Source organism: Companilactobacillus insicii (assembly GCF_003946015.1).
Classification (GTDB): Bacteria; Bacillota; Bacilli; order Lactobacillales; family Lactobacillaceae; genus Companilactobacillus; species Companilactobacillus insicii.
On sequence record NZ_RHNU01000003.1, the window covers coordinates 1 to 23,224 of the forward strand.

Sequence of the window (23,224 nt, forward strand, 5' to 3'; positions counted from 1 at the left end):
GTGCATAAAAATAGGCATCCTCATTGAGGATGCCCATAGGCCAAAAATCATTCATCAATACTATTTGACAAAGAGCCTTTTTAATTCAATTTCAATGTTAAAAACTCTTTTAATCCAGTCGCTGGACGTCCCATTATTTTTTGATAATCATCAGTTAATGTATCAAGTAAACCCATACCACCGGCTTTATACATTGAAGCTAACATATGGCCTTCTCCACCTTGATCATACATATCACCAAACTCTTTTAGAGTAACTGGCTGATAACCAATCTTATGACCTGAAACTTCAGTTAAAACAGATGCCAATTCAGTCATAGTATAATTTTTATCTTGAGTTAATGTATAGACTTTGCCATCCTGACGCAATTCGTCATCTGTAGCAACCTTGGCAAAAGCTTTTGCACTATCTTCTAAGCTAATGAACGACAAAGCTTCTTTTCCGACTGGATAAATTACATTTTTGCGCTCAATTAACTCTGGCAAATATGGTACCAACGGATCAGCATAGAGCGCATTTTTAATAATCGTATAATGCAAATCTGATTCTGCCAATCGACGTGGTAAGTAACCGTAGAACGCTGACAAATCAAAAGGATTGTTTGCCTGATCCGCAATAAATCCCATTGCCAAAATATGACCAATCTTAGCTTTTTCAGCTGCCGAAATAACATTCTCTAACTCAGTTACTCGACTAAAACTGTCATGACTTTTACTTGGAACATAAATAAATACGTCCTTGCCAGTTAAAGCCTTGACCATCATATCCTCGTTTAAATAGTCAATTGGCAACACTTCTAATCCTTGATCAGATAATTTTTTTGCTTTACTTACAGTATGAACACCAACACTTATATCAGAGTTAGGTACAAGTTTCATTACTTCTTTTAATATTTGTGATCCTAAATGACCCGTTGCACCAGTAATAATATATTTCATATTTGGATACCTCTCAACTTTCAATACACACATGTTACTCAATTAGTTACAAGTATGCAAATATTCAGTTCTTAACTATGTCTTGCCACAATCTTATAGTCTTTTCTTATTTAGTATCAGTATCGCCAAATAAATAATTACTATTGATGAAACGATAGTAATCCAAATTGCAGGCATAATAGTATCAATTTGTTTAGTCCCTTTGATTAGCGACATATTATCGGTCACTAAAGCAATAGGATTATAATGTTTGAACTCTTTAAATAAATTCAATAGTGTCAATATAATAAAAACAACCACCGCAGTTAAAAATCCCATGTAATTACTATTACTTAAAGTTGAACCAAAGATCGTGACTGCAACAAACATCAATCCAAATATTATCAACAGACTCATACCCGACCAAACGTTAGGTGTCTTATTGTCGGGGAAATAATATGCTGTATACGCCCAATTAATCAAAAAGGTAATCAATATTGCGAAACACCACTGCATATACGCCACAAAATATTTGGCAATAATAATTGAATATCTCGATAATCCTTTTGTAACGAGATTTACCAAGGTACCTCGAGAAACTTCGCCACTAACCGTTCCACTAAAAATAACAACTAAAACAAAAATCCCAATTTGTGTCATATTTTTATAATATTGTTGCCAAGCATCGATACTTGTCGGATCAGGCATTTTGATAGTAAAGCTACTACTCGAAGCCATCTTTAATATATCCGGCGTTAGTTTAGCCATAAGTGGACCTTCAATTCCGAAGATAATAAAGACAATAGCGATAATTAGTAGATGATAACTACGCAATGATTCTAACGACTCTTTTCGAATAAAAAACCATGTATTCCTCATGACGTTACCTCCATGAAAATATCTTCTAAACTAGTCTCCTGACTCTTCATAGAGATTGGAACTAAATGATTTTTTAACAGTAACTTCAATGCTGACTCCGCATTAGTATGATAATCATCCTCATAATTTAATATTACTTTTCTTTGCTTAAGAATACTCTTAGGTCCAATAATCTGATTAGCTCGTTGGGCCAACGCATTTGATTCGAATTCAAAAATAATTTGTGACTTGGCATATTGTTGTTTCAAATTATCCAAGCTATCATTAGCCTTAAGTATACCGTCATGCAGAATTCCAACACGATCACTAATACGCTCTACATCATTCAAAATATGTGTTGAAAAAATTATTGTTGTTTTTCCTTTTAAACTAGCTAACAAACTAAGAAATTCACTACGTCCTATTGGATCCAAAGCTGATGTTGGTTCATCACAGATCAACAATCTAGGACTATTAAGCAACGCTTGAGCAATGCCTAGTCGCTGTTTCATCCCACGAGAAAATCCATGAATCCTACGTTTGTTAATAGGTAAATCTACAGTTTTTAACATTTTTACAATTTTGTTCGGCAAGTCTCTCTTGGGAATACCTGTTAATTGTCCACATAAAGTCAAATATTCAGTTGGATTCATATAACCATAATATTCTGGTACATCCGGTAAATATTCAATTTCACGATTAATATTAGAATTTCCATAATGAACTTTTGTACCATCTATCAAAATATTTCCAGAATCAATCGTCTCCAATCCTAAGATCATCTTCATTGTAGTAGTTTTACCGGCTCCATTCTCACCAACAAATCCGAAAATAGAGCCTTCAGGAACCTCAAAGTTAAGTCCTTTTAATACTTGCTTATCGCCAAAGCTCTTTTTAACATCATGCAATTCAAGAAGTGCCATCAGTACGTCTCCCGTCCAATAATGAAGTACAAAATAGCTCCAATTGGATTAAAAAGTAGTGTTAATAAGACCCACAATAAACGATTACCTACACGGTAATTTTTGTGTCTAAAAATATGAACTAAGGCGGCAACATCTAAAATAACTTCAAGTAAAATCAATGGAATAAAAAGTGGTAAATTATTCATAAAAATATCCGTATTATTCATTGCTCATACGCTCCTTTACGCGATTCAAACGTTTAATAATAGCTTCAAATTCTAAATTGTCCTGATATTGTTTTAAAAACGGATTTTCAACGACAATTGTAATAAAGTCTGACTTGAGCTGATTACCGTCACGAGGTAAAGAATGACCCAAATCAGTTTGATTCAGCCAATCATCAATCCCGTCGAAATATTCATCACCGTGTAATCTAATAGGAAATTTCATATTATCCAATAAATCAACATATTGTGACAAACAATCCAACACTTGAGTAGTTCTTTTCATTTGTGCAAATCCCATTATCGATGAAATGTAAAAATTAGCAACAATGGTTGGGTTAAGTTCTTTCAATGAAAAAGACTCAACAAGTGATAGTCCCTTTTTGTAAGTTGAAACGAACTTCTCAGGCTTGTCTATTAATAATTGTAAATAATTGTTGATTTGACTAAGCATAACAACGACATATTGGAATAGAGAACTTTGAACAGTGGTTATTGCCTTTTGCCTCTCTCCTTTTGCTTTATATGCCCAGGCAATTAGGCTTTCAGTAGAATAATATTCCGGAACATACTCCCCCAAAGTATCTAGAACTTCATCCGGCTTATTTAACATTAAAGAACAATATGCTGAATAGTTGGTGGCCTTATCTAGCAAGACTGGATCATTGGATATTTCTAAAACATGACTAAATAATTCTTGAGCTTTACTCAAATATGTCTTAATTTTATCCTCCTTAGATTGACCTGGAAGCAAATCACCATGGTTCAACAACAACTGACCAATTTCCAATATAAATGGTGCACATGAATAATACCGATGTGTTACGTCTTCAATTGAATTCCAAACTTCTTCCGGAGTTTTAGTTTCAAATTCAGCAGATATAGATGTATAAATATGACGAATTTGTTCAGTTGAAAGATTATTACTATAATCCATCAAATCATCGATAGAAATATTAAAATAACTAGCCAAAAGTGGGACCAACGTAATGTCTGGATAAGATTGACCATTCTCCCACTTAGATATAGATGCTTTAGAGACACCAATAAAATCAGCGAGTTGCTGTTGCGTAATTTTCTGTTTTTTGCGATTCTGTAAAATAATATTTCCCATATTCAGCCTCATATTTGCCTCCAATAAATTACTTTATAAACTAATTATATTAGGTAGACAAAATTAAGTATAGCGATACAAAGTTAACTATACATACTAATAATCAACTATGGAGAAACAAAAAAGCTGCATTTCTGCAGCTTTTGCTCTATTTATTAATGTTTATTAACACGTCTCTTGCGATATTCCAAAATAACTAAGATCATTACCAACAAAATTGCGATGATAAAGGCAATCAATAAGTAATTTGGTCCTGAATTCTTAACGACAGATGTCTTAGCTAGTTTCTTAGCCGTTTCAGTTGTAATGGTGAACTTACGGTCAAAGTGCCAGCTAGTTGTGCCTGATTTAGCATCCAATACAAGCTCATAAGTTCCAGACTTCAAAGTTTGCGATGGACTACCAATTAAATAATCAAAGTCGCTATTTGGTGCCATAGATAATTTAGATCTCTTTTGAGAGTAAACTTGTTTACCTTTCATATCTTTGACTGTCGCATTGACAGATATATTATCAATTATTGAAGGTGTAGGATTAATCAAATTAGCAGCCACATAATTATAGTTGTTAAACTGTTTCTCACTAATGTCACCTAATTGAATCTTAGGTTTGATTTTATCTTCATTTTGTTTTAATTCCAATCCGATAACATAAGCATATTCATTATTAATGCTGATGCCTTTTTTCTTTGCTTTTGGTGCGGAAGTTATCTCTTGAACTCTAATTCCACCAAGAATCACTCCTGAAAAATTATCCTTAGGAGAATCTAGATGAACAGTTACTAATTTAGTCGAGTTAGCATCAACTACTACATCTTGCGGACTTGTTACTAATGATTCAATATTGTATTTTAATTCATCTTTTTCAGGTGATCCATGGGTACCATAATCAATAATACCATTGTTATTAGTCAGGCCACGATTTACTGACACTTCATAGTGGTGGCTCTCATTATCTTTATTATTAATTTTGATAGTCAAATCTTGACTTTGTCCTGGAGTCACTTTCAGATCAAAGTATGCCCCAGACTTTTCAATTTGATTGTCCGGCAAATCCGCCCCGACCGTATAATTCAAAGTATCGGCCTTAACAGAAGTGGTTCCCGCTACTAAAAATACAAATAATGCACTGAACATTAAAGCAATTGGTAAGAATATTTTCTTTATCATTATCATCCATCCTTCCTAGTCAAGAACGAGATGTGAGGTTACAAGCCTCAAATTTCGATAAAAGAAAGGCAATACATTTTAGTATTGTCCTTCAAAAAATATTTTAAAATACTTTCTATGATGGAGCATCAGACAACGTCCAAGTCAACGTTGATTCATATGCGGCTGGTAAATTACCAGCTGGTACGTACAATGATGCTTCATTGTTTGCATATTGCGTTGTATAAGCACCAACACCAGCTCCAGCGGCAGCACTTTCAACTTGAACCGCCGTTGAACTCAATGTAAGTGGTGTAATGTATGATGGTGCAGCTGAGACATTGGTTGAATCATCAGCTGTGATTGGATCTGTAGTGGTTGAATCTAGTGACAACGTAGCACCCTTAAGAGTTAATGCGCTACCTGAAGCCGTATCTTTAAATGGTGTAGTTTGGGCAACAGTTACATTCCAACCTGAAGCAAATCCTGGGTTAGTTACATGTAGTGCAGAAATAGCAGTAGATGCATATGTTGTTTTACCAACAGAATAGTTTTGACTACCAAAGCTGATTGTTGGAACTTTATCCAAAGCTAGAGAACCTGTTTGTAGAATTGTCGCATCAGAAGCTGACGTTTGTGGTGCTGGACTCGTTTCTGGCGATGTCGTCGTGTCGGCTGCTACCGTCAAGACTGTCGAGACTGCCCCAAGGGCGATTGCTCCCAACACAGCCGTTCCCTTAATTAATTTTTTCATGATTTAATCCTCGAATAAAAAAGCTTTCTCGTAAAAATACTATTTTATTTGGATGCCATTAATATGTTTAAACATCCACCGTCTTTATAGTCCTTTTATTATCCGTTATCAAAATAAACGCTCAAAAAAAATAAACTAAAGACATAATAAAAATATCTTTAATTTATATTATCAAATCATTACCATTTATCATGATTCCACAAACGTCCATCAAGTTCATGCTGTATTTGATCAGTTCTAGTAGTTTGTTCAATGACAACTTTTTTCAATGCTGTTAAAAATGCACGTTTTTCATATTCAGGTTGAGAATCTTTTAGTTGATCAATCTGTTGGAGCAACCACTCTGATTGTTCATTCATATTATTCATCCTCACCTTCCTTAATCATCTTCAAAGTGTCACTAACTTGATCTAAATCTTCCATATTCTGAACAAAAGTATCTAGAATCAAGTTACCCATGACTTTATCACCATTCTCAAGATTATCAACAAAATCATGAAGTCGCTGCTCAAACCACTGTTGGCAATTTACTAACGAATCAGGCAATTGTTGAGTTAAATAACGTTGATAATCAATTAACATCTGCATTTGTTCATCCTCTGACATGTACCAAAATTGTGGCACTGCAAACAGTGGCATGATCTTCATTTTTCCTAAATTTGCAATCGCTCGATATGGCGCCATGGCTTCATCTAAGGTGATGTTCTCGGTCGCTCCTTTTTTGAAATCCTTCAATGGCATACCTGTTGTTACGACAATACCAAATTGCTTGTTTTCTAATGGAAAACTTCCATCACCATAAATAAAATTACGAGTAAGAACCTTATCTTCCCACTTTTTCAGCCCATATGGCGCAGCATACCAATACAGTGGAAATTGAAAAATAATTCTATCCGCCTGACGTAACAAATCCTGTTCTTTTGATATATCGATGCTATCCAAAGATTCAACATGATGCCAAACGGCTTTTGATTCTTCTGCACCTTTTTTTAAAAATTGTTGTGTTTGAGAATTATCAATTTCTGGATGTGAAACAATAATTAAAGTTTTCATAATTCACACCTCCATAGTGTTTTTAGAATAACATATTTTGATTATTACAGCTTCTCACAAGATTCGGTCTAAGTGATATAATTAGTGAATATAAACGTAAACATAAATTTGTTATTTAAATTACTTGGAGGATAAAATGCAAAAAATTATCGTTGATCCAGAATTCTGGGAAATATTTCCTGATGTTGAAATCTCTTGTATGACAGCACACAATATTGATAATCATGATGATAGCAATGTTCCTGATAACTTAATTCAACATGCTAATGAGGTTGCTAAGAAATGGGTACCTGATGACCCAATTAGTGCCAATCCTGTTGTACACGCTTGGCGCGAAGCATACCGGAAATTCAAAACCAAAAAAGGTGCACGTAACGCCGTTGAAAACCTTCTAAAACGGGCTAAAAACGATAAAGGAGTTGGTAATATCAATCCGGTGGTTGATGTTTATAACTCCGTATCGCTTGAATATGCATTTCCAATTGCTGCTGAGGATTTAGATAACATAGTTGGTGACGTCCACTTAACAGTAGCTAAAGGTGGAGAACCATTTGTACCAATCGGTGAAGATGAGACTGAAGAAGCACTACCTGGTGAGGTTATTTATCGCGATGACAAAGGTGTTCTTTCTCGTTGCTGGGCATGGCGTGATAGCTCTCGTGTAGAAGCCACTGATGATACCAAAAATCTATTATTCTACATGGAAAATATTCAACCTGAACGAAAAGACGATCATACTGAAGCTGGTAAACAGTTAATCAGTCGTTTCAAGGATTACTTAGATATCGACATCAACGATTTAACTATTATTAGTAAGGAAAATCCTGAGTTCATATTTAAAAAATAACTTAAAAATCGGATCAACATCTATTAATTAAATGTTGATCCGATTTTTTGTATTCAGCCAATTGAAATAAAATTAAATATTCTTAATTCCATCTATTAAACTCCAAGTTATTTTCCCAGAATATTTACCACTGGTGTTACGACCATTAAGTTTAAGAAATATTCCAGTTTGACTATCCCACTGTTTAGCAACATCAACCGTCTGACTGGAATTTGAATTCTTAATATTCGTATAAATACTTGTTAGTTCGGACAAGGGCATTAACTCTCCACCCAAGCTTTTATAAACAATATCACCATCAAGTAATTTTTTATTTTCTTCGTTAATCATCTTATCTGCTTCTGCTTGCAAGGTCCAACTACTTTCACCACTTCGGCCATCAGTAACCTCTAATTGCCATGGTTCTTTTCTTGGGACCAACTGACCAGCATATCCCACATTTACTGAATTAAATGAAACATCACGACTCACTTTTCCAAACTGTAACCCCCCACCGATAAATATGTTAATCACACTCTGTGACGTTGTTTGACCAGAATCGTCGGTCGCATATATTTTGACTGTATTCGGACCTATAAACAATTGAGATTTAAGAACATCAAAATTAAAAGATGCAAAATTTGATTGAGTACCTGTTAATTTGAAACTATTTGCAGGATTACTATTAACAATATAATGTAATGTAACCTTTGATGGATCTATAATTTGGTTATTAGAGTATTTAACAGTACCCCGAATTGGCACTAAATCGGGTACTGCATCCATCGAACCATAGTTAACTGTACCTGATGGATCAGTCGTTAGTAACATTGACGGTATTGTAATATTAAACTTTGGAGTATTATCATCCACGATAAAATTATCACTAGCAAAATGTGCATGTTGTTCCCCAACAGAAACGGGTTGAGTCTGATTATTAACGGTTGTGTGTAATTCTATTTTTGCATGTCGATTATCATTTGATAAACTTTTTAACAATAAATGATTTACTTTTCCATTATTAAACTCAGAATTAGAAATAAACTCAGGGTGATCTGGATCATCATCATAAGTTATTATTCCATCTTTAAAAGTAACTTCAGATGGTAAGTACATCGTTGCGGAAATCTCATTCCACTCTTTTGAACCATTTTTATAATCTAAATCATAAATAAAATCTAAGTCATCCCCAACATTTACCTTATCGTCATTTCCCGGAATAGTATTGCCCTTAGTTAAATCTTTTAAACTAACTGTAGAATCAGCATTAACAAACGAAGGAATGGACTCAAACACAATTAAATTATTCTCAAAAAATTTACCTGTACTACCAGTAAATCCCCATCTTAACTTCTTACTATCACCTAATTTAAAATGACTCATATCTAGTTTTTGTGAACCACGAATAGTCGTATCTTGTGCTATACCATTTAAATCCTTATCATCAAATGCATAAGACAAGGTACTAGTTTCATGATTAAATTTAACCGTTATATGATGCCACCTTGCATCGGTTAAAGATACTTCATCACGAAGGTTCTTGTGGTTCATTTTATAGAAGTACTTACTCCCCCCATTACCCCAACTATCACTGCGCTGATATGTGGCATTATGATCAAAAAACTCTGGATCTAGATCATTATTTTCGTATCCGTCGGGATAATCCATACTAATATGTTGACCTTTTATCTGTTGATAGTAGTCAAAACTTCCACTTGGATTCCTACCCGCTAAAATATCCGCATCAAACGAGACTCCTCTCCCATTGATATCATCTATAGCCGTAAGTCTATTTAGAAAAGTATCAAATTCAATGGCAAAACTATTCTGAATCGCAGTTTTAGATAATTCAAACTTACTTTGAAGGTTATTAAAATCTGCTCCCCAAACACCTAAAGTTTCACCATGAGCTGCTTTCCCATTATACCTAGATATTGCTTCAATTCCACCAAATGGATTTAGTGCTGAGGAATCAGGCTTTGCATTTTGTAAAACAAATGCCATTCCATCACCGACTTCTTTGGGATTTTCAGGATGTAATGGTCTTCCAAAGTACAACCACATAGACATGGACTGATCTTGCGAAACATCTAAGAAATTAGATTTATCTATATTACTCCAAATAGATCCTAATTGATTAAAACCATGAGTAACCCTTAAAATACCCGTTTTATCATCTGGATTTTCAGGAGATCTCAAAATCACTTTTGATGAATTAATATTTTCATCGGAGCCTGGATCTTTAAATTTTCCTAATAAAAATGTGGGATCAGAAATATCCAATCCTCTAGGAGCAGTATCCAAGGCATTTTTAAAATCCACAGGATCGGCAGATTCTGCATCAGCTGGAGTAACATACGTACCTTCATCTGCATCCGCATAAACTTCAGTAATATTTCCATCAATACTCTTAATTGTAAATAAATTAAAAAGCACAAAAAATATAAATAATATTTTATAACGTTTTTTATTAAACACCATAAAAATACCTTTCTTAGAATTTACTATTATCATTTTTATTTACATATTGTATCAAAAAAGTGAAAATAAATCTCATAAGATATACATTTATTTTAAAAAAGTATCAACTGTTTACATTGCAGTGCTGATGAACGTGAAGTGCCCCCTAAATGTTAGACAAAAATCCAGCATTTAAGGGGCACTTCATCTTGTAATTACAAACTTATTTTTCATTACATATTCTTAATACCATCTATTAAACTCCAAGTTATCTTGCCAGAATAACTACCACTTGAATTATCACCATTGAGTTTAAGAAAGATACCTAATTTATTATTCCAATCTTTAACAATATCCACTTTTTGACTGGTATCAGTATCTTTTTTATTCGTATAAATATCAGTTGGTGATGCCAATGACAAAAGTTCACCAGCAGTGTCCTTATAAACCATCTCACCATTTAGAGCTTCTTTAGTATCTAATTTATTTAATTTAGATGCCTCCGCTTGTAAAGTCCAGCTACTCTCGCCACTTCGACCATCTATAACTTCAACTTCCCAACCACTTTGCCTTTGTACAATCTGACCATCATATGAAAGATTTACTGGGTTAAATGACACATCTTTACTTACGTTTCCAAATCGCAACCCACCATCAACATTAATAGTTATCTGTACTTCTCTTGACTGCAAGGTGGCTGTCACACCATTATTAGTAACATTAGAAACAGCATGTAACTTAAGTATATTGGGACCAACATGCAGCTTATCTTTAGGAACATTTAAGTTAAACGTAGCGGTCTGAAAATCCTTTTGAGTGGTTAGAACCATGGGATCGTTTTGTTCACCATTTAGAGAACTATACATAGTAATATTGCTTGGTCTTATCAACATACCAGTTCCATACCAGACAGATCCCTCTATTAATACATTTTCAGGTATAGTATCAATATTTGGAAAACTAATTGTATCTGACGGATCGGTACTAATCATCAAATCATCTACAGTTATTCTAAATCTTGGGGTGTCATCATCAATAATAAAATTATCACTTTTGAACGAGGCATGTTGCTTAGCAACTGTGGTTGAAGTTTTAACAGGGTTCACTGTGGTATGAAGTGTGATTTTTGCATTTGGGTGATTATTATTCAAGACCCCTTTTAAAGTGTGCTGTATATTATTATCCTTTAGCTCATCGGCACTTATATGTTCTGTTAAAGAACCATCATCATAAGTTATATCTCCAGACTTAAAAGTCACTTGCTTCGGCAAATTAATATTGGCTAAAATATCTTCCCAGTTTTTAGACCCACTGGTGTACTTTAATCTGTAATTAAAATCTAAGTTATCACCTATATTTACACTGTCATCAGTATTGACAGGTTTATTAGTTGTCAAATCATCAATAGTTACATGCGATTCAGCATTAATAAATGATGGAATTGACTCAAAAACGATTAAATTGTTCTCTGTAAATCTACCGGTCGTACCGGTAAATCCCCAATGAACTCTATGATCCGCATTTTTGAAATTAAAATTATCGGTATGTAAATCAACCGTTTTGTAATAGGTTGTTCCCTGGGCAGTACCATCCAAATTCTTATCATCAAGTGAAAAGCTCATTTTTTTACTTGACGGATCCCATTTAACGGTCATGTGTCTCCAAGTTTGATTTGTTAATTTCATAAATTGAAAACCATCACCATGATTCAGAACAAAATATTGCTTTGGATCACTAGAACCTACTGAAGAATTCGTTAATCTATTATCATAAGTTAATGGATTAGCAGGGTAATTATTACCTATATGTTGTCCTTGTCTATCCATATCAAACGAAACACCTTTTCCATTCACTTGCTCAAACATTTGTAATTTGTTCACAAAAGTATCAAATTCCAAAGCCCAACTATTCTGAATGGCTGTCTTGGCAATATCTTCCTTAGTAGCATACTTACCATTATGAGCGATATTATCAAAGTCAACCCCCCACACGCCAAGAGTCTCACCGACGGCTGGTTTGCCATCATAAGTTGAGATTGCGCCATATTCTCTAGGATCATTCTGTAATACAAATGCCATTCCGTCTCCAACTTCCAACTCATCGCTTCCAAAGGGACGACCAAAATACAACCACATAGATAATATTTGCGGTTTATCTAAATCAAAATAATTATCCGCAGCAAAATTACTCCATATGGCACCTATTTGATTAATATTATCAGTTACTTTAAGTACTCCTGAACGATCATTAGGATCATCATTCCGACGAAGAACTTGGGCTTCATTCCCATCAAAAGTTCCTAATTTAAACGCGGGATCGTCAATATCTAATCCTCTAGGGGCTGTCTGCATGGCATGTTCAAAATCATCTTTATCTAATGTTTCCGCCATAACATTTATCGTCGCAGAATTAAATATAGTAACCAACGCAAGAAAAGTGATCATTGTAAAAGAAATCAATAATATTTTTTTATAAAATAGCATAGAAACCCTTCCCTTAGAGTTAATTATTATTGAAACAAATCAAAAAATACTAAATATATAAATATAATTTTATTGCTTTATTTAATGGCCTTTATTTTATATCACTTTTCAAAATTTATTTTTATCAATTTTGCAACCATATTGTATCAAATTAGTATCAATAAATCTCATATAACACACTTTTATTTTCAGAAAAATATATTCTTTTTGAAAACAATCCTTTTACAACTTACACACAAATAAACTAAAAAGCAGTCTAAGATTAATTCTAAATAAAGATAAGTCTCTTTACTCAGAATTAATCTTAGGCTGTTTGATTTACATGACAACTTCAACATTACGAATGTCCTCAAGATAAAATTGTTCACCAGAATCAATATAAAACAAATCATCATCATAACCACTGACTTTGCCAATCAAATCAGCTTCAACCTCGTTATTTTTATCATAAATGTTTAGTTGTACTTTGATTACTCGATTATATGTGAATGATTGCATCAAGAGTTTTGTTATTTCAGTACTGGTTTGTTCTTGTCGTAATTGATTAGTATGTTGAATTTGTTTCATCTGTTGATTTAATGCAGCTGTGTGATCTGATAAATAAAATCCTTGCCATTTCATCTTTCCACGATCGTGATAATAGTTATCAAAAAATGACTGCACAGTTGCAGGATCATATTCATATTTACTACTCATCTTTATGTCGTCTTTTCTGAATTAATTCTTGACTCAACGGCCAGCGCAAACCTACGAAGCCATCATACTTAATTGAGAATTGATATTTCTCGAAAATTTTATTAATTAGTTTTTCTAAATATAACAACCGATAGTCCTCAACCGTATGCAAAGGAATGGAATGTACCCTCTTCCCACGCGGACTAATATTGAAAAAAAAGTTATACGTTTCATCGTACTTATCATTCACGACTTGCAAATAATATTCGGTATCTCGACGTCTAATAAAATATGTTTCAATCCGCGAAATAATAATGCGAAAATCATTATCACTACTCATAAGCATTGCCACCATTGTGACCACCAACTAGCGTAGCACGATGGATTGCCGTACCACCTTTTAATAAGCTATTTGCATATACTAATGAATGAAATCCATACTTGGAGCGAATTTCATCAATAATTGCCAGCTTATCTTCTTTTTGAAATTGCTGCTTCACTGGGGTAAAAAAGTCTAACTGTTGAGCTGTTTTGGTAATCAATTTTGAAGAATAAACTGCCAAATTTCTAACCGGTTGTCCTTGCCATTGACTTTCAAACAAATATATCAATAATTCAGAAATATCTTGGTCACTATCCGTAGGATTCAAATTGTCAGCAATACTGAAGCCACCACGTTCTCCTTCGGCTCGGGCAGAATATGAATACGTCACACTCAAATAGAGACATCCTGCCTGTTTGTGATGATGCCGTAATCGTGATGCTACTTGTTGACCCATCTCTTTAATCACTGTCTCAATTTCTTTTTTGTCAAAATAATCTCGTGGTAAAACTTGTGAATTTCCAATACTGTGAGACTTGGGCGTAATATTATCCGCTAAGCGAGTTCGATCAATTCCCCAGGCAATTGCAAAAATCTGTTCACCAATCAAGCCAAGCTTTTCTTTCAAATAAAATGGATTACTTAAAGCCAGTTCTCTCATATTATGAATACCAAGGCTTTTCAAACGTTTTTCAGTTCGTTTAGCAATACTCCAGACATCTGTCATATTCTCAATTGTCCAAATCTTTTCAGGGACAGTCTCATAATGAATTTCACCCATTAGTTCAGGATCATGTTTGGCGTAAATATCCAAAGCAATTTTTGCTTGAACTGGATTGTCACCAATTCCTACGGTTGTGTATAATCCCAATCGGTGTCGGACTGTCTTTTGAATCAAGCGTGCTACTTCCCTAGGACTATCACCGAATAAACGCCACGATTTAGTCATATCAATAATGGACTCATCAATTGAATATGGCCAAACATCACACTCAGCAGCAAACTCACGAAAAATACTGTTAATTTGAAGATTTCGTTTAATATACAAATTCATACGTGGTGGTACAACAATTAATCTAGGATCTTGAGGCAAATTGCGTTGACGAGAAACATTGGCTTGAAGATGGAATAATTTTTTAGCCATTGGAGAGGTTGCTAAAACTAGTCCTCCATTGGTATTGTCAGCTTCACTCATAACAACGAGTAACTCTTTTAAAGGATTCAGGCCTCGCATTGTAGCCTCAACACTGGCATAAAACGATTTATTATCAATTAAGAAAAAAACACCATGTGGTTCTTTGCTATAATCCATCGTTAATACCTACCTTCTATTACTTAATAAATATCTTACAAGTCCAATTATACGAACATATGTTCTATTTTGTCAATCTATTTTTTATCCAAATTAAACATCAAAAAACATCTATGAAAAAAATCATAGATGTTTATATTATTTAATCTTGAAATAATTTTACAAGATCTTCAGATTTAAGATTTTGCTTTTCTTCGCCACGTACATCTAATTTAATCTGACCATCCTGCACCATAATCAGTCTGTTTCCATACTTCAAAGCATCCGACATCTTGTGGGTTATCATCATTGTCGTCAATCCCTCATGCGTAACAATTTCACGAGTTATATCCATAACATCACGACTAGTTTTGGGATCTAGGGCAGCAGTATGCTCATCCAACAACAATAATTTTGGCTTACTTAGAGTCGCCATTAATAGCGATAAGGCCTGACGCTGACCACCTGACAAATACTTAACTTGGGTCTCTAGTCTGTTTTCCAATCCCATATTCAATGTTTTCAATAGTTCTTGATATCTATTCCAACGGTCAACTCTTCTAAATCTACGAAGACTAAACGTATTAGTATGATCCTGAGCTAAAACTAAATTTTCAGCAACGCTTAAATCACCTGCAGTTCCCATCTTTGGATCCTGAAACACACGTGACATCCAACGAGCACGATATGAAACTGGCCTTTTAACCATATTATGATTATCCAAAACAATTTTTCCGGCATCAGCTGATAAAGTTCCAGCAATTGTATTTAATAATGTTGACTTACCCGCACCATTATTACCAATAACTGATATAAAGTCACCGTCGTAAACTTTCAAACTAACATTTTTCAAAATATGTTTCTCATTCTCCGTCCCTGGAAAGAATACCTTTTGCAAATTCTTGACCACTAGTATTTCCGACTTCGTTTCGTTGTTCATAATCTTCACCTTCCGATAACTGTGCTAGATACTGTTTTAGCTGTCTCTTTGTATTTATACGATTTTGAATAATTGGAACACAGATAACAATAACTAAGATTATTGCTGACAAAATCTTCAAATCATCTGGTGGGAATCCTAATCCCATTGCAATTGTGAGTAATAGACGATAAATTATTGCCCCTACTACCATTGCCATCAATCTCACCATTACTTTTCGACCACGCAAGAATATTTCACCTACAAGAACTGAGGCCAATCCGATGACAATTGTTCCAATTCCCATTCCAATATCAGCATATCCATTGCTCTGAGCAATTAGGGATCCCGATAAAGCTATCAATCCATTTGAAATCATGTAACCAAATATAATCATGCCATCAGTTTTAATACCATTGGCGGCACTCATAGCCTTGTTATTACCAGTTGCCATCAAAGATAATCCCAATCTTGTCTTGAAGAGGCTATACAGAAGAAACACAACTATTGACACAATAATCAATCCAACAATAATCGTCTGGACATCTGGATTGATGCTATCCGGTAAGTAATTAGTCAATACTTTTTGGTCTAACAATGGAATATTAGACTTACCCATAATGTGCATATTCACTGAATATAAACCTGTCATTGTTAAAATTCCCGCCAACAAAGAAGGGATTCGCAGTTTCGTATCCAAAATACCAGTTATCATCCCTGCCAAACATCCAGCAACAAACCCAGCAAGAGTCGCAATAAATGTTGAATGTCCTTGAAGCATCAAACTAATTGTGACTGCAGCACCAAATGGAAAACTTCCTTCTGTCGTCAAATCTGGTATGTCCAAAATTCTAAATGTGATGAAAACACCTATAACCAAAGGCGCCCACAGCAATCCTTGTCCTAAGCTAGATATAAGCATATATGAATATCTCCTTTTAAGGTTTTGTAATTGAGCTAGGATCGATACCAATTTCCTTAGCATTTGCTTTATTAACATATAATTTTAAAGTCTTTGAAGTTTCTACAGCCATTGTTTGTGGCTTTTTCTTATTGATCAATACTTGATAGGCCATATCTCCTGCCTGTTTACCAAGGTCTTTATAATTGATTCCATAAGTCGTTGTACCACCGTCTTGCGCCATTTCGATAGATCCAGTAACTACTGGAAGTTTTGCTTCTCTAGCTTTTTTACCAATGGTTTTCATTGAACTTGCCATCAAATTATCTGTTGGTAAGTAGATACCTGAAACATTATTCTTCATTCCTGAGACTGCACTAGCAACATCATTAGTACTTGTTACACTGACAGTTTTAATTGCAATATTATTTTTCTTGGCATATTTTTTAGCTCTATTAACCAAAAGTACTGAGTTCTCTTCAGATGAGTTATACATAATACCAATGGGTTTATCATTTTTAACAATTGACTTTAATAGCTTCATTTGCTTCTCAACGGGTGCGCTATCGCTTGCTCCCGTTACATTTGTATTAGGTTTATTATTTGATTTAACTAAACCTGCGCCTTTAGGATCTGTGACAGCTGTAACAATGATTGGTGTTGTTTTTGTTTTTTTAGCTAACCCCTGTGCTGCTTGTGTCCCTATTGCCAACATGAGTGAAGGCTTTTTTTGAACCAATTGTTGACTCATTGAGTTCACATTCGATTGATCACCTTGAGCGTTCATATACGTATAATTAACTTTCATTGACTTATCATGCTTTTTAACAGCCTCAGTTAATCCTGACTTGAAGCCATTTCTAGCAGCATCAAGTGATCCATGTTGAACATTTTGTAAGATACCAACATTGATCGTCTTGCTATCCGATTTTGATGATGAAGAGCAACCAGCCAATACTACCATTGCCATAATTAGTGTTATTAATCCCATTAAATATTTTTTCATAAGTAATATCCTCCCGATAATTAAAAAAGGTAAATAAAAAGCCAGATAGATTTTTAGAAAATCCATCTGGTTAAACATCGGGCCCGAATATTGTCTCCAGATAGATTTTACCCGTATCTATCTGGCTCATGACATGTTCAAAAACTTTAGCCAATCAATAGATACGAACGCTACTGCTTACGCGTCCGCATCCAGTTGACTGAACACAAACGCTATCTAAAGAAAAAGCTAAAGGCAAATTGACTATTCAAATGTGTGCTATTGCTATTCAGTTTTATCATAGTTAATTACCTTTCCTTTCATGTCTTTAATTTACAATGACTAGTAAACCATGCAAAAATTATACTGTCAACAATTAATTTAATATTCAAATAATATTATGAGTAAATATCTAATTTATCAAACTGGCTCAAATACTGTCATTACAACGTTTATTATTGGCCGACTGCATTATTATAAATATTTGAAATTGTTTTTTCATAATCAGAATTTGATACTCCAAAAACAATCTTCATATCACTGCCTTCTTGAATTACCAACCTTATATTAATTAAGCTTTTATCCAAAAACTGTATTATTCTACCAGCAATAGCAGGACGACTACTTAATTCCGTCGAAACTGCTGCAATAAGTGCAATATTATCATTAACAAATACACTATCAAGATTACAATTACTCTTCAACTCGGATATTACAACGTTAAGAATTCCCTTTAACTCATTTTGCGGTAGCATAAATCTAAATGAATCTGTACCTGAAGGAACTGCATCAACAATTAAATTATGCTTTTGAAAAATTGACAGAACACTTTGTAAAATCTCAAGATGCTTGTTCAATTGATACTTCTTCACAGTAATAATTGTATAATTCTTTTTTCCAGCAATCCCTGTTATCAACTGTTTACTGTTTCTTTTAATTGTGTCGACAACTAATGTCCCACCACTATGAGGATGATTTGTATTAAGGATTTTTGTTGGAATATTCTTTATTCTAACTGGTTGTACAGCTTCTTCTTGAAAGACATTAAAGCCCATATATGACAACTCTTGCAGCTCACCATAAGTTAACGAATCAATTCGTTTACACTTACTGACAATTCTAGGATCAGCCATTAATATACCAGATACATCTGTCCAGTTTTCATACAAATCAGCATCCAAAATATTAGCCAAAATGGCGCCAGAAATATCACTACCACCGCGTTGCATTAGTTGTATTTTTCGATCTTTTATACCATAAAATCCTGGTATAACAACTCTTTCATTACTTAGATACAGTTTACTGAATTTTTGCGCAGTCTGTTGCATATCAATTTCATTATCAACAAAAGTCATAAAATCTGCCGCATCAATGAACTTGAATCCCAAATATGCGGCCATCAAATGTGCAGTTAAAAATTCACCACGAGAAATCAAGTAATCACTAGAACAATCTTTCAAATTATGCTCAATAATCTTAATTTCACTTTCAATATCAAAATTTATTTTTAGATCATTTTTGACTTTTAAAAATCGATCAGTAATTTTGTTTAAAACTTCAGAGAAATCTGCTTTCTTCAGTCTCAAATCATCTAGTTTTATCAATAGATCAGTAATTTTTATTTTTTCAGTATTACTCTTACCAGCCGCACTAACAACCACCACTTTGCGTTCGTCATCATCATTAATAATAGCCTTTACTTTTGAAAATTGTTCTGCATCTGCAACTGAACTGCCACCAAATTTAACTACTTTCATTATGCGACTACCTCCCTGGGTAAACTAGCCATAAAGGCCTTACTGTCACAGGAAAGAACCTCTTTCATAAGCTCATGCATTTGACCAGCAGAAATTTGTTCTACACGAATAAAGTGACCTTCGCGATAAACTTTATAATCTGAAAAAATATCACTAACATCAACTGACGAACGAACAAGATAATCGCTCTTTGTTAAATTGGAACAATATTCTACTTTACTGTCAAAATCACGTACCAAATGATTTTTGGATTCTTTTATATCCAAGATATCTTGGACGACCGCATTAGCAGTTGGTAACATTCCTGCCCCTTGACCAAAAAAATCTAGCTTTCCAATCGTGTCACCATTTAAGGAAATCAGGTTGTAATTATCAGGTGTATTAGCTTCAAGAGTGTGACTTAAAAATAATGTCGGTTCAACTATATAATCAAACTTATTTTCACGTTGATGTGTCTTACCAATTAATTTGATAGACATTCCTTTTTTAGCAAAATAAGCAATATCACTGGCACTAATATTACGAATTCCAAATATAGGCATCTTGTCTTGATCTGATATATCAATGTTATAGGCAATATCTGCACTGATGGATAACTTATTGGCGATGTCAATTCCATCAATATCTGCACTAGGATCTGCTTCAGCGTATCCCAAATTCTGTGCTTCTTTTAATACTTCAGAAAAAGATTGTCCGCGTTTACTCATCTGATCAAGAATGAAATTACTAGTTCCATTAAAAATACCTTCAATAGAATTGACCCGATCGATTCTCAGAGCTTTTTCAAGTCCTTGAATCCAAGGAATACCGCCACCAACACTGGCTTCAAAGTAAAATTTCACACCATTATTACGTGCTGCCTCAGTAAACGCTTTGAGATACAACGCTATAACGGCTTTGTTAGCCGTAATAACATGTTTTTTATGTTTCAAAGCTTCAAGAATGTACTCATGAGCGGGTTCAATACCGCCAATTGCTTCAACTACTACATCCAAATTTTTATCATCCAAAATTTCATCTATACTATCTGTCATTTCTGGCAAAATACGTTTTTTATTCTTACGAATTAAAATATGATCAACATGGAGGCTTTCGGTCTTACCACTAGCCTTCTTTACTATTTCATAAACGCCTTTACCTACTGTACCAAATCCCAAAATAGCTATGTTCATGGTAATAACCTCCTGTTTTCTGTGTTCATTATTAGTAAACACTTGTTTTTTATTTAAAAACAAGTTATCATAATAACATTCAAATTGCAAGGGGTTAGGATAATGAATAATTTTTATACAAGTACAAGAAACAATACAATTAAAATTTCAGCTAAAGATGCTATTCAACAAGGATTCTCTGAGGATGGTGGACTATATGTCTTTCCAAACTTCAATAATGTTTCCATTAATATAAAAGAATTGAAAAATAAAAGCTATCAAGATATTGCTAAATTGGTATTAAGACAACTTTTACCCGACTTTTCAGATAAAGAAATATCTGATTGTGTTAATTCTGCCTATGATTCAAGCTTCGACACAGATGAAATAACCCCTGTCACTGATGTCGATAATTTTCATATACTAGAATTGTTTCATGGACCAACAAGTGCCTTTAAAGATGTTGGATTGCAATTACTTCCTCAATTAATGAAACACTCAATTGCTAACAAGCGCGTAATGATATTAACTGCAACTAGTGGCGACACTGGTAAAGCAGCGTTAGAAGGTTTCAAAAACTCAGATAAAATAGCCATTACTGTTTTCTATCCTCATAATGGTGTCAGCAGGGTTCAAAAACTTCAAATGACTTCAACCACAGGTAACAATACGGAAGTAGCCGCAATTGAAGGCAACTTTGACGATGCCCAAAGTAATGTTAAAAAAATACTAAATGATGCTTCACTAAAAAAAGAATTAGGAAATAACATCAGCCTATCTAGTGCTAATTCAATTAATATTGGACGTTTGATCCCGCAAATTGTTTATTACTTCTATTCATATAAACAACTGTTGCAAAACAACCAAATACATACTGGTGACAAGGTTAATTTCAGTGTCCCAACAGGAAACTTCGGCGATGTTCTTGCTGGATATCTTGCCAAACAATTAGGATTACCTGTTAATAAATTTATTGTTGCAAGTAATGAAAACAAAGTTCTAACAGATTTCTTCAACAGCGGTATCTACGATCGAAATCGTCCCTTTTTTAAAACAGTCGCACCAAGTATGGATATTCAAATATCCAGTAACTTCGAAAGACTACTGTATTACAAGAGTAACGGTAACTCAGAATACGTCAAAAAGTTAATGAATGAACTAGAACAAAATGGAAAATACAAAGTATCTGATGAGTTGCTTAATAGCATTAAAAAAGACTTCTATTGTGGGTACAGCACTGACGAAGAAATTAAACAATCAATCAAAGATGTCTACGATAAGTACGGATATCTGATGGATCCTCACACGGCCGTTGGATATAAGGTTATGCGAGACTATGAAAGAATTGACGATTCATGTCCAACAATTCTATTAAGCACAGCTAGTCCTTATAAATTCGTCAAAGTAGTATCAGAAGCCATCTTAAAAAATAACAGCGATGATGATCTACAATTGATGACTGATATTCAGGAAAAAACTGGCATTGAAATACCAAAGAACTTAGCCGCAGTTTGGAACCTAGCTATCTTACACAAAGATGTTATTAAAAAAGAAGATATGAGAGACTACGTCAAAATGAAAGTTGAGGCCGACTTATATGATAAGAATTAAGGTTCCAGCAACAAGCGCAAATATTGGTGTTGGTTTCGACACACTGGGATTAGCTGTTTCTTTTTACGGAATAGTTGATTTTGAACCAAGTGAAAAAAAATTAGAGATTAACGGATGTCCAAAGAAATATCAAGACGAAAATAACTTGATTTATCAAGCTTTTTCAACAGGATGTGAGTATTTGCATCACAATATTCCCAAAGTGAAAATAAATATCAACAATAATATACCAATAGCTCGTGGTCTTGGCAGCTCCGCAATTTGTATCGTTGCCGGATTAAAAGGAGCAAGTGCTTGGTTCGGTGATGCTATGAATAATGAAGAAATTCTAAATCTAGCCACAAAAATGGAGGGTCATCCCGATAATGTTTCACCGGCTATCTACGGTAATTTATGCGCTTCAATAAATCACGATGGTAATATTCAAGTAGCTCACTACAAAGTGGATAATAACCTAAATTTCATTGCTATTATTCCTGATTATCCAATTAGTACTGAAGCGGCTCGGAAAGTACTACCTGATAAAATAAGTTATGCTGATGCGGTTTATCAAATTGGACATTTAGGAGTATTAATCAAAGCACTTGAAATTGGTGATATGAAAATGATTAAATCAGCTATTGTTGATAAAATGCATGAACCATATCGTAAAAAACTGATTCCCGACTATGAACACATATCTAAAATTTGTGAAGAAGAAAACGTCATTCTTTATATCAGTGGTAGTGGTTCAACTTTAATGGCAATTGCTCAGGATGATCAAATCGATTCATTATTTGATAAAATTTCCGGTCAATTTCCAAAATGGCAAATAAAACCTTTGTCAGTTGACACTAAAGGTGCGACAACAAACATAATTTAACAAAAAGT

General features: G+C 34.1%; 22 protein-coding genes. 3 read left to right on the plus strand and 19 right to left on the minus strand.

Features of this window, described 5'->3' with window-relative positions; translation table 11 throughout:
* Positions 1-80: 80 nt before the first annotated feature.
* The 9 genes from EKM79_RS01395 to EKM79_RS01435 form a co-directional block, all read right to left on the minus strand.
* Positions 81-938: an SDR family oxidoreductase gene (locus tag EKM79_RS01395; RefSeq protein ID WP_125565352.1), complete on the minus strand. Its 858-nt coding sequence runs from the start codon at positions 936-938 to the stop codon at positions 81-83.
* A 93-nt stretch (positions 939-1,031) separates the two neighbouring features.
* The gene (locus tag EKM79_RS01400; RefSeq protein ID WP_125565353.1) at positions 1,032-1,796 is read right to left on the minus strand and encodes an ABC transporter permease; all 765 of its coding nucleotides are present in this window, start codon (positions 1,794-1,796) and stop codon (positions 1,032-1,034) included.
* Complete coding sequence (locus EKM79_RS01405; RefSeq protein WP_125565354.1) at positions 1,793-2,698, minus strand: ABC transporter ATP-binding protein; 906 nt, start codon at positions 2,696-2,698, stop codon at positions 1,793-1,795. Before EKM79_RS01405 ends, EKM79_RS01400 begins: the two co-directional genes overlap by 4 nt.
* A complete protein-coding gene (locus tag EKM79_RS01410) occupies positions 2,698-2,907 on the minus strand; it encodes a PLDc N-terminal domain-containing protein (protein WP_125565355.1) in 210 nt (69 codons plus the stop codon). Before EKM79_RS01410 ends, EKM79_RS01405 begins: the two co-directional genes overlap by 1 nt.
* Entirely contained in the window at positions 2,900-4,030 is a 1,131-nt protein-coding gene (locus EKM79_RS01415) for a helix-turn-helix transcriptional regulator (protein ID WP_125565356.1), read from the minus strand. Before EKM79_RS01415 ends, EKM79_RS01410 begins: the two co-directional genes overlap by 8 nt.
* Before the next feature lie 143 nt (positions 4,031-4,173).
* Positions 4,174-5,187: a WxLIP family cell surface protein gene (locus EKM79_RS01420; protein ID WP_164505970.1), complete on the minus strand. Its 1,014-nt coding sequence runs from the start codon at positions 5,185-5,187 to the stop codon at positions 4,174-4,176.
* A gap of 115 nt (positions 5,188-5,302) precedes the next feature.
* A complete protein-coding gene (locus tag EKM79_RS01425) occupies positions 5,303-5,920 on the minus strand; it encodes a WxL domain-containing protein (protein WP_125565358.1) in 618 nt (205 codons plus the stop codon).
* Positions 5,921-6,099: 179 nt separating this feature from the next.
* The gene (locus EKM79_RS01430; RefSeq protein WP_246005594.1) at positions 6,100-6,288 is read right to left on the minus strand and encodes a hypothetical protein; all 189 of its coding nucleotides are present in this window, start codon (positions 6,286-6,288) and stop codon (positions 6,100-6,102) included.
* The gene (locus tag EKM79_RS01435) at positions 6,281-6,973 is read right to left on the minus strand and encodes an NAD(P)H-dependent oxidoreductase (RefSeq protein WP_125565359.1); all 693 of its coding nucleotides are present in this window, start codon (positions 6,971-6,973) and stop codon (positions 6,281-6,283) included. The genes EKM79_RS01430 and EKM79_RS01435 overlap by 8 nt, the downstream gene beginning before the upstream one ends.
* A gap of 136 nt (positions 6,974-7,109) precedes the next feature.
* Between EKM79_RS01435 and EKM79_RS01440 the strand changes: the two genes are divergently transcribed.
* Positions 7,110-7,820, plus strand: a complete 711-nt coding sequence (locus EKM79_RS01440; protein ID WP_125565360.1) for a B3/B4 domain-containing protein — start codon at positions 7,110-7,112, stop codon at positions 7,818-7,820.
* A 72-nt stretch (positions 7,821-7,892) separates the two neighbouring features.
* Here the strand turns inward: EKM79_RS01440 and EKM79_RS01445 are convergent, their stop codons facing one another.
* From EKM79_RS01445 to EKM79_RS01490, 10 genes are all read right to left on the minus strand, one after another.
* Positions 7,893-10,235 (minus strand): L-type lectin family protein, encoded by a 2,343-nt coding sequence (locus tag EKM79_RS01445; protein ID WP_164505971.1) that lies wholly within the window; start codon positions 10,233-10,235, stop codon positions 7,893-7,895.
* Positions 10,236-10,492: 257 nt separating this feature from the next.
* Complete coding sequence (locus EKM79_RS01450; RefSeq protein ID WP_125565362.1) at positions 10,493-12,649, minus strand: L-type lectin family protein; 2,157 nt, start codon at positions 12,647-12,649, stop codon at positions 10,493-10,495.
* Positions 12,650-13,060: 411 nt separating this feature from the next.
* Positions 13,061-13,438: a hypothetical protein gene (locus EKM79_RS01455; protein WP_125565363.1), complete on the minus strand. Its 378-nt coding sequence runs from the start codon at positions 13,436-13,438 to the stop codon at positions 13,061-13,063.
* Positions 13,431-13,772: an acetyl-CoA carboxylase gene (locus EKM79_RS01460; protein WP_246005595.1), complete on the minus strand. Its 342-nt coding sequence runs from the start codon at positions 13,770-13,772 to the stop codon at positions 13,431-13,433. Before EKM79_RS01460 ends, EKM79_RS01455 begins: the two co-directional genes overlap by 8 nt.
* Positions 13,750-15,051, minus strand: coding sequence for a Y-family DNA polymerase (locus EKM79_RS01465; RefSeq protein ID WP_125565364.1), 1,302 nt, complete (start codon positions 15,049-15,051; stop codon positions 13,750-13,752). Before EKM79_RS01465 ends, EKM79_RS01460 begins: the two co-directional genes overlap by 23 nt.
* A 142-nt stretch (positions 15,052-15,193) precedes the next feature.
* Positions 15,194-15,970, minus strand: coding sequence for an ABC transporter ATP-binding protein (locus EKM79_RS01470; protein WP_125565365.1), 777 nt, complete (start codon positions 15,968-15,970; stop codon positions 15,194-15,196).
* The gene (locus tag EKM79_RS01475; RefSeq protein ID WP_125565366.1) at positions 15,894-16,871 is read right to left on the minus strand and encodes an ABC transporter permease; all 978 of its coding nucleotides are present in this window, start codon (positions 16,869-16,871) and stop codon (positions 15,894-15,896) included. Before EKM79_RS01475 ends, EKM79_RS01470 begins: the two co-directional genes overlap by 77 nt.
* Positions 16,872-16,887: 16 nt before the next feature.
* Complete coding sequence (locus tag EKM79_RS01480; protein ID WP_125565367.1) at positions 16,888-17,856, minus strand: ABC transporter substrate-binding protein; 969 nt, start codon at positions 17,854-17,856, stop codon at positions 16,888-16,890.
* Between the two features lie 434 nt (positions 17,857-18,290).
* The gene (locus EKM79_RS01485; protein ID WP_125565368.1) at positions 18,291-19,592 is read right to left on the minus strand and encodes an aspartate kinase; all 1,302 of its coding nucleotides are present in this window, start codon (positions 19,590-19,592) and stop codon (positions 18,291-18,293) included.
* On the minus strand, positions 19,592-20,764 hold the full coding sequence (locus tag EKM79_RS01490) for a homoserine dehydrogenase (RefSeq protein ID WP_125565369.1): 1,173 nt from the start codon (positions 20,762-20,764) through the stop codon (positions 19,592-19,594). Before EKM79_RS01490 ends, EKM79_RS01485 begins: the two co-directional genes overlap by 1 nt.
* A gap of 102 nt (positions 20,765-20,866) precedes the next feature.
* Between EKM79_RS01490 and thrC the strand changes: the two genes are divergently transcribed.
* Positions 20,867-22,354 (plus strand): threonine synthase, encoded by a 1,488-nt coding sequence (gene thrC, locus EKM79_RS01495; RefSeq protein ID WP_125565370.1) that lies wholly within the window; start codon positions 20,867-20,869, stop codon positions 22,352-22,354.
* Entirely contained in the window at positions 22,341-23,216 is an 876-nt protein-coding gene (gene thrB / locus EKM79_RS01500; protein ID WP_125565371.1) for a homoserine kinase, read from the plus strand. The genes thrC and thrB overlap by 14 nt, the downstream gene beginning before the upstream one ends.
* Positions 23,217-23,224 lie beyond the last annotated feature (8 nt).

What these genes read in the sequence shown, in the direction of transcription:
- EKM79_RS01395 (WP_125565352.1), bottom strand. Translation starts at nt 938, where the DNA reads ATGAAATATATTATTACTGGTGCAACGGGTCATTTAGGATCACAAATA.
- EKM79_RS01400 (WP_125565353.1), bottom strand. Translation starts at nt 1,796, where the DNA reads ATGAGGAATACATGGTTTTTTATTCGAAAAGAGTCGTTAGAATCATTG.
- EKM79_RS01405 (WP_125565354.1), bottom strand. Translation starts at nt 2,698, where the DNA reads ATGGCACTTCTTGAATTGCATGATGTTAAAAAGAGCTTTGGCGATAAG.
- EKM79_RS01410 (WP_125565355.1), bottom strand. Translation starts at nt 2,907, where the DNA reads ATGAATAATACGGATATTTTTATGAATAATTTACCACTTTTTATTCCA.
- EKM79_RS01415 (WP_125565356.1), bottom strand. Translation starts at nt 4,030, where the DNA reads ATGAGGCTGAATATGGGAAATATTATTTTACAGAATCGCAAAAAACAG.
- EKM79_RS01420 (WP_164505970.1), bottom strand. Translation starts at nt 5,187, where the DNA reads ATGATAAAGAAAATATTCTTACCAATTGCTTTAATGTTCAGTGCATTA.
- EKM79_RS01425 (WP_125565358.1), bottom strand. Translation starts at nt 5,920, where the DNA reads ATGAAAAAATTAATTAAGGGAACGGCTGTGTTGGGAGCAATCGCCCTT.
- EKM79_RS01430 (WP_246005594.1), bottom strand. Translation starts at nt 6,288, where the DNA reads ATGAATAATATGAATGAACAATCAGAGTGGTTGCTCCAACAGATTGAT.
- EKM79_RS01435 (WP_125565359.1), bottom strand. Translation starts at nt 6,973, where the DNA reads ATGAAAACTTTAATTATTGTTTCACATCCAGAAATTGATAATTCTCAA.
- EKM79_RS01440 (WP_125565360.1), top strand. Translation starts at nt 7,110, where the DNA reads ATGCAAAAAATTATCGTTGATCCAGAATTCTGGGAAATATTTCCTGAT.
- EKM79_RS01450 (WP_125565362.1), bottom strand. Translation starts at nt 12,649, where the DNA reads ATGGCGGAAACATTAGATAAAGATGATTTTGAACATGCCATGCAGACA.
- EKM79_RS01455 (WP_125565363.1), bottom strand. Translation starts at nt 13,438, where the DNA reads ATGAGTAGTAAATATGAATATGATCCTGCAACTGTGCAGTCATTTTTT.
- EKM79_RS01460 (WP_246005595.1), bottom strand. Translation starts at nt 13,772, where the DNA reads ATGGTGGCAATGCTTATGAGTAGTGATAATGATTTTCGCATTATTATT.
- EKM79_RS01465 (WP_125565364.1), bottom strand. Translation starts at nt 15,051, where the DNA reads ATGGATTATAGCAAAGAACCACATGGTGTTTTTTTCTTAATTGATAAT.
- EKM79_RS01470 (WP_125565365.1), bottom strand. Translation starts at nt 15,970, where the DNA reads ATGAACAACGAAACGAAGTCGGAAATACTAGTGGTCAAGAATTTGCAA.
- EKM79_RS01475 (WP_125565366.1), bottom strand. Translation starts at nt 16,871, where the DNA reads ATGCTTATATCTAGCTTAGGACAAGGATTGCTGTGGGCGCCTTTGGTT.
- EKM79_RS01480 (WP_125565367.1), bottom strand. Translation starts at nt 17,856, where the DNA reads ATGAAAAAATATTTAATGGGATTAATAACACTAATTATGGCAATGGTA.
- EKM79_RS01485 (WP_125565368.1), bottom strand. Translation starts at nt 19,592, where the DNA reads ATGAAAGTAGTTAAATTTGGTGGCAGTTCAGTTGCAGATGCAGAACAA.
- EKM79_RS01490 (WP_125565369.1), bottom strand. Translation starts at nt 20,764, where the DNA reads ATGAACATAGCTATTTTGGGATTTGGTACAGTAGGTAAAGGCGTTTAT.
- thrC (WP_125565370.1), top strand. Translation starts at nt 20,867, where the DNA reads ATGAATAATTTTTATACAAGTACAAGAAACAATACAATTAAAATTTCA.
- thrB (WP_125565371.1), top strand. Translation starts at nt 22,341, where the DNA reads ATGATAAGAATTAAGGTTCCAGCAACAAGCGCAAATATTGGTGTTGGT.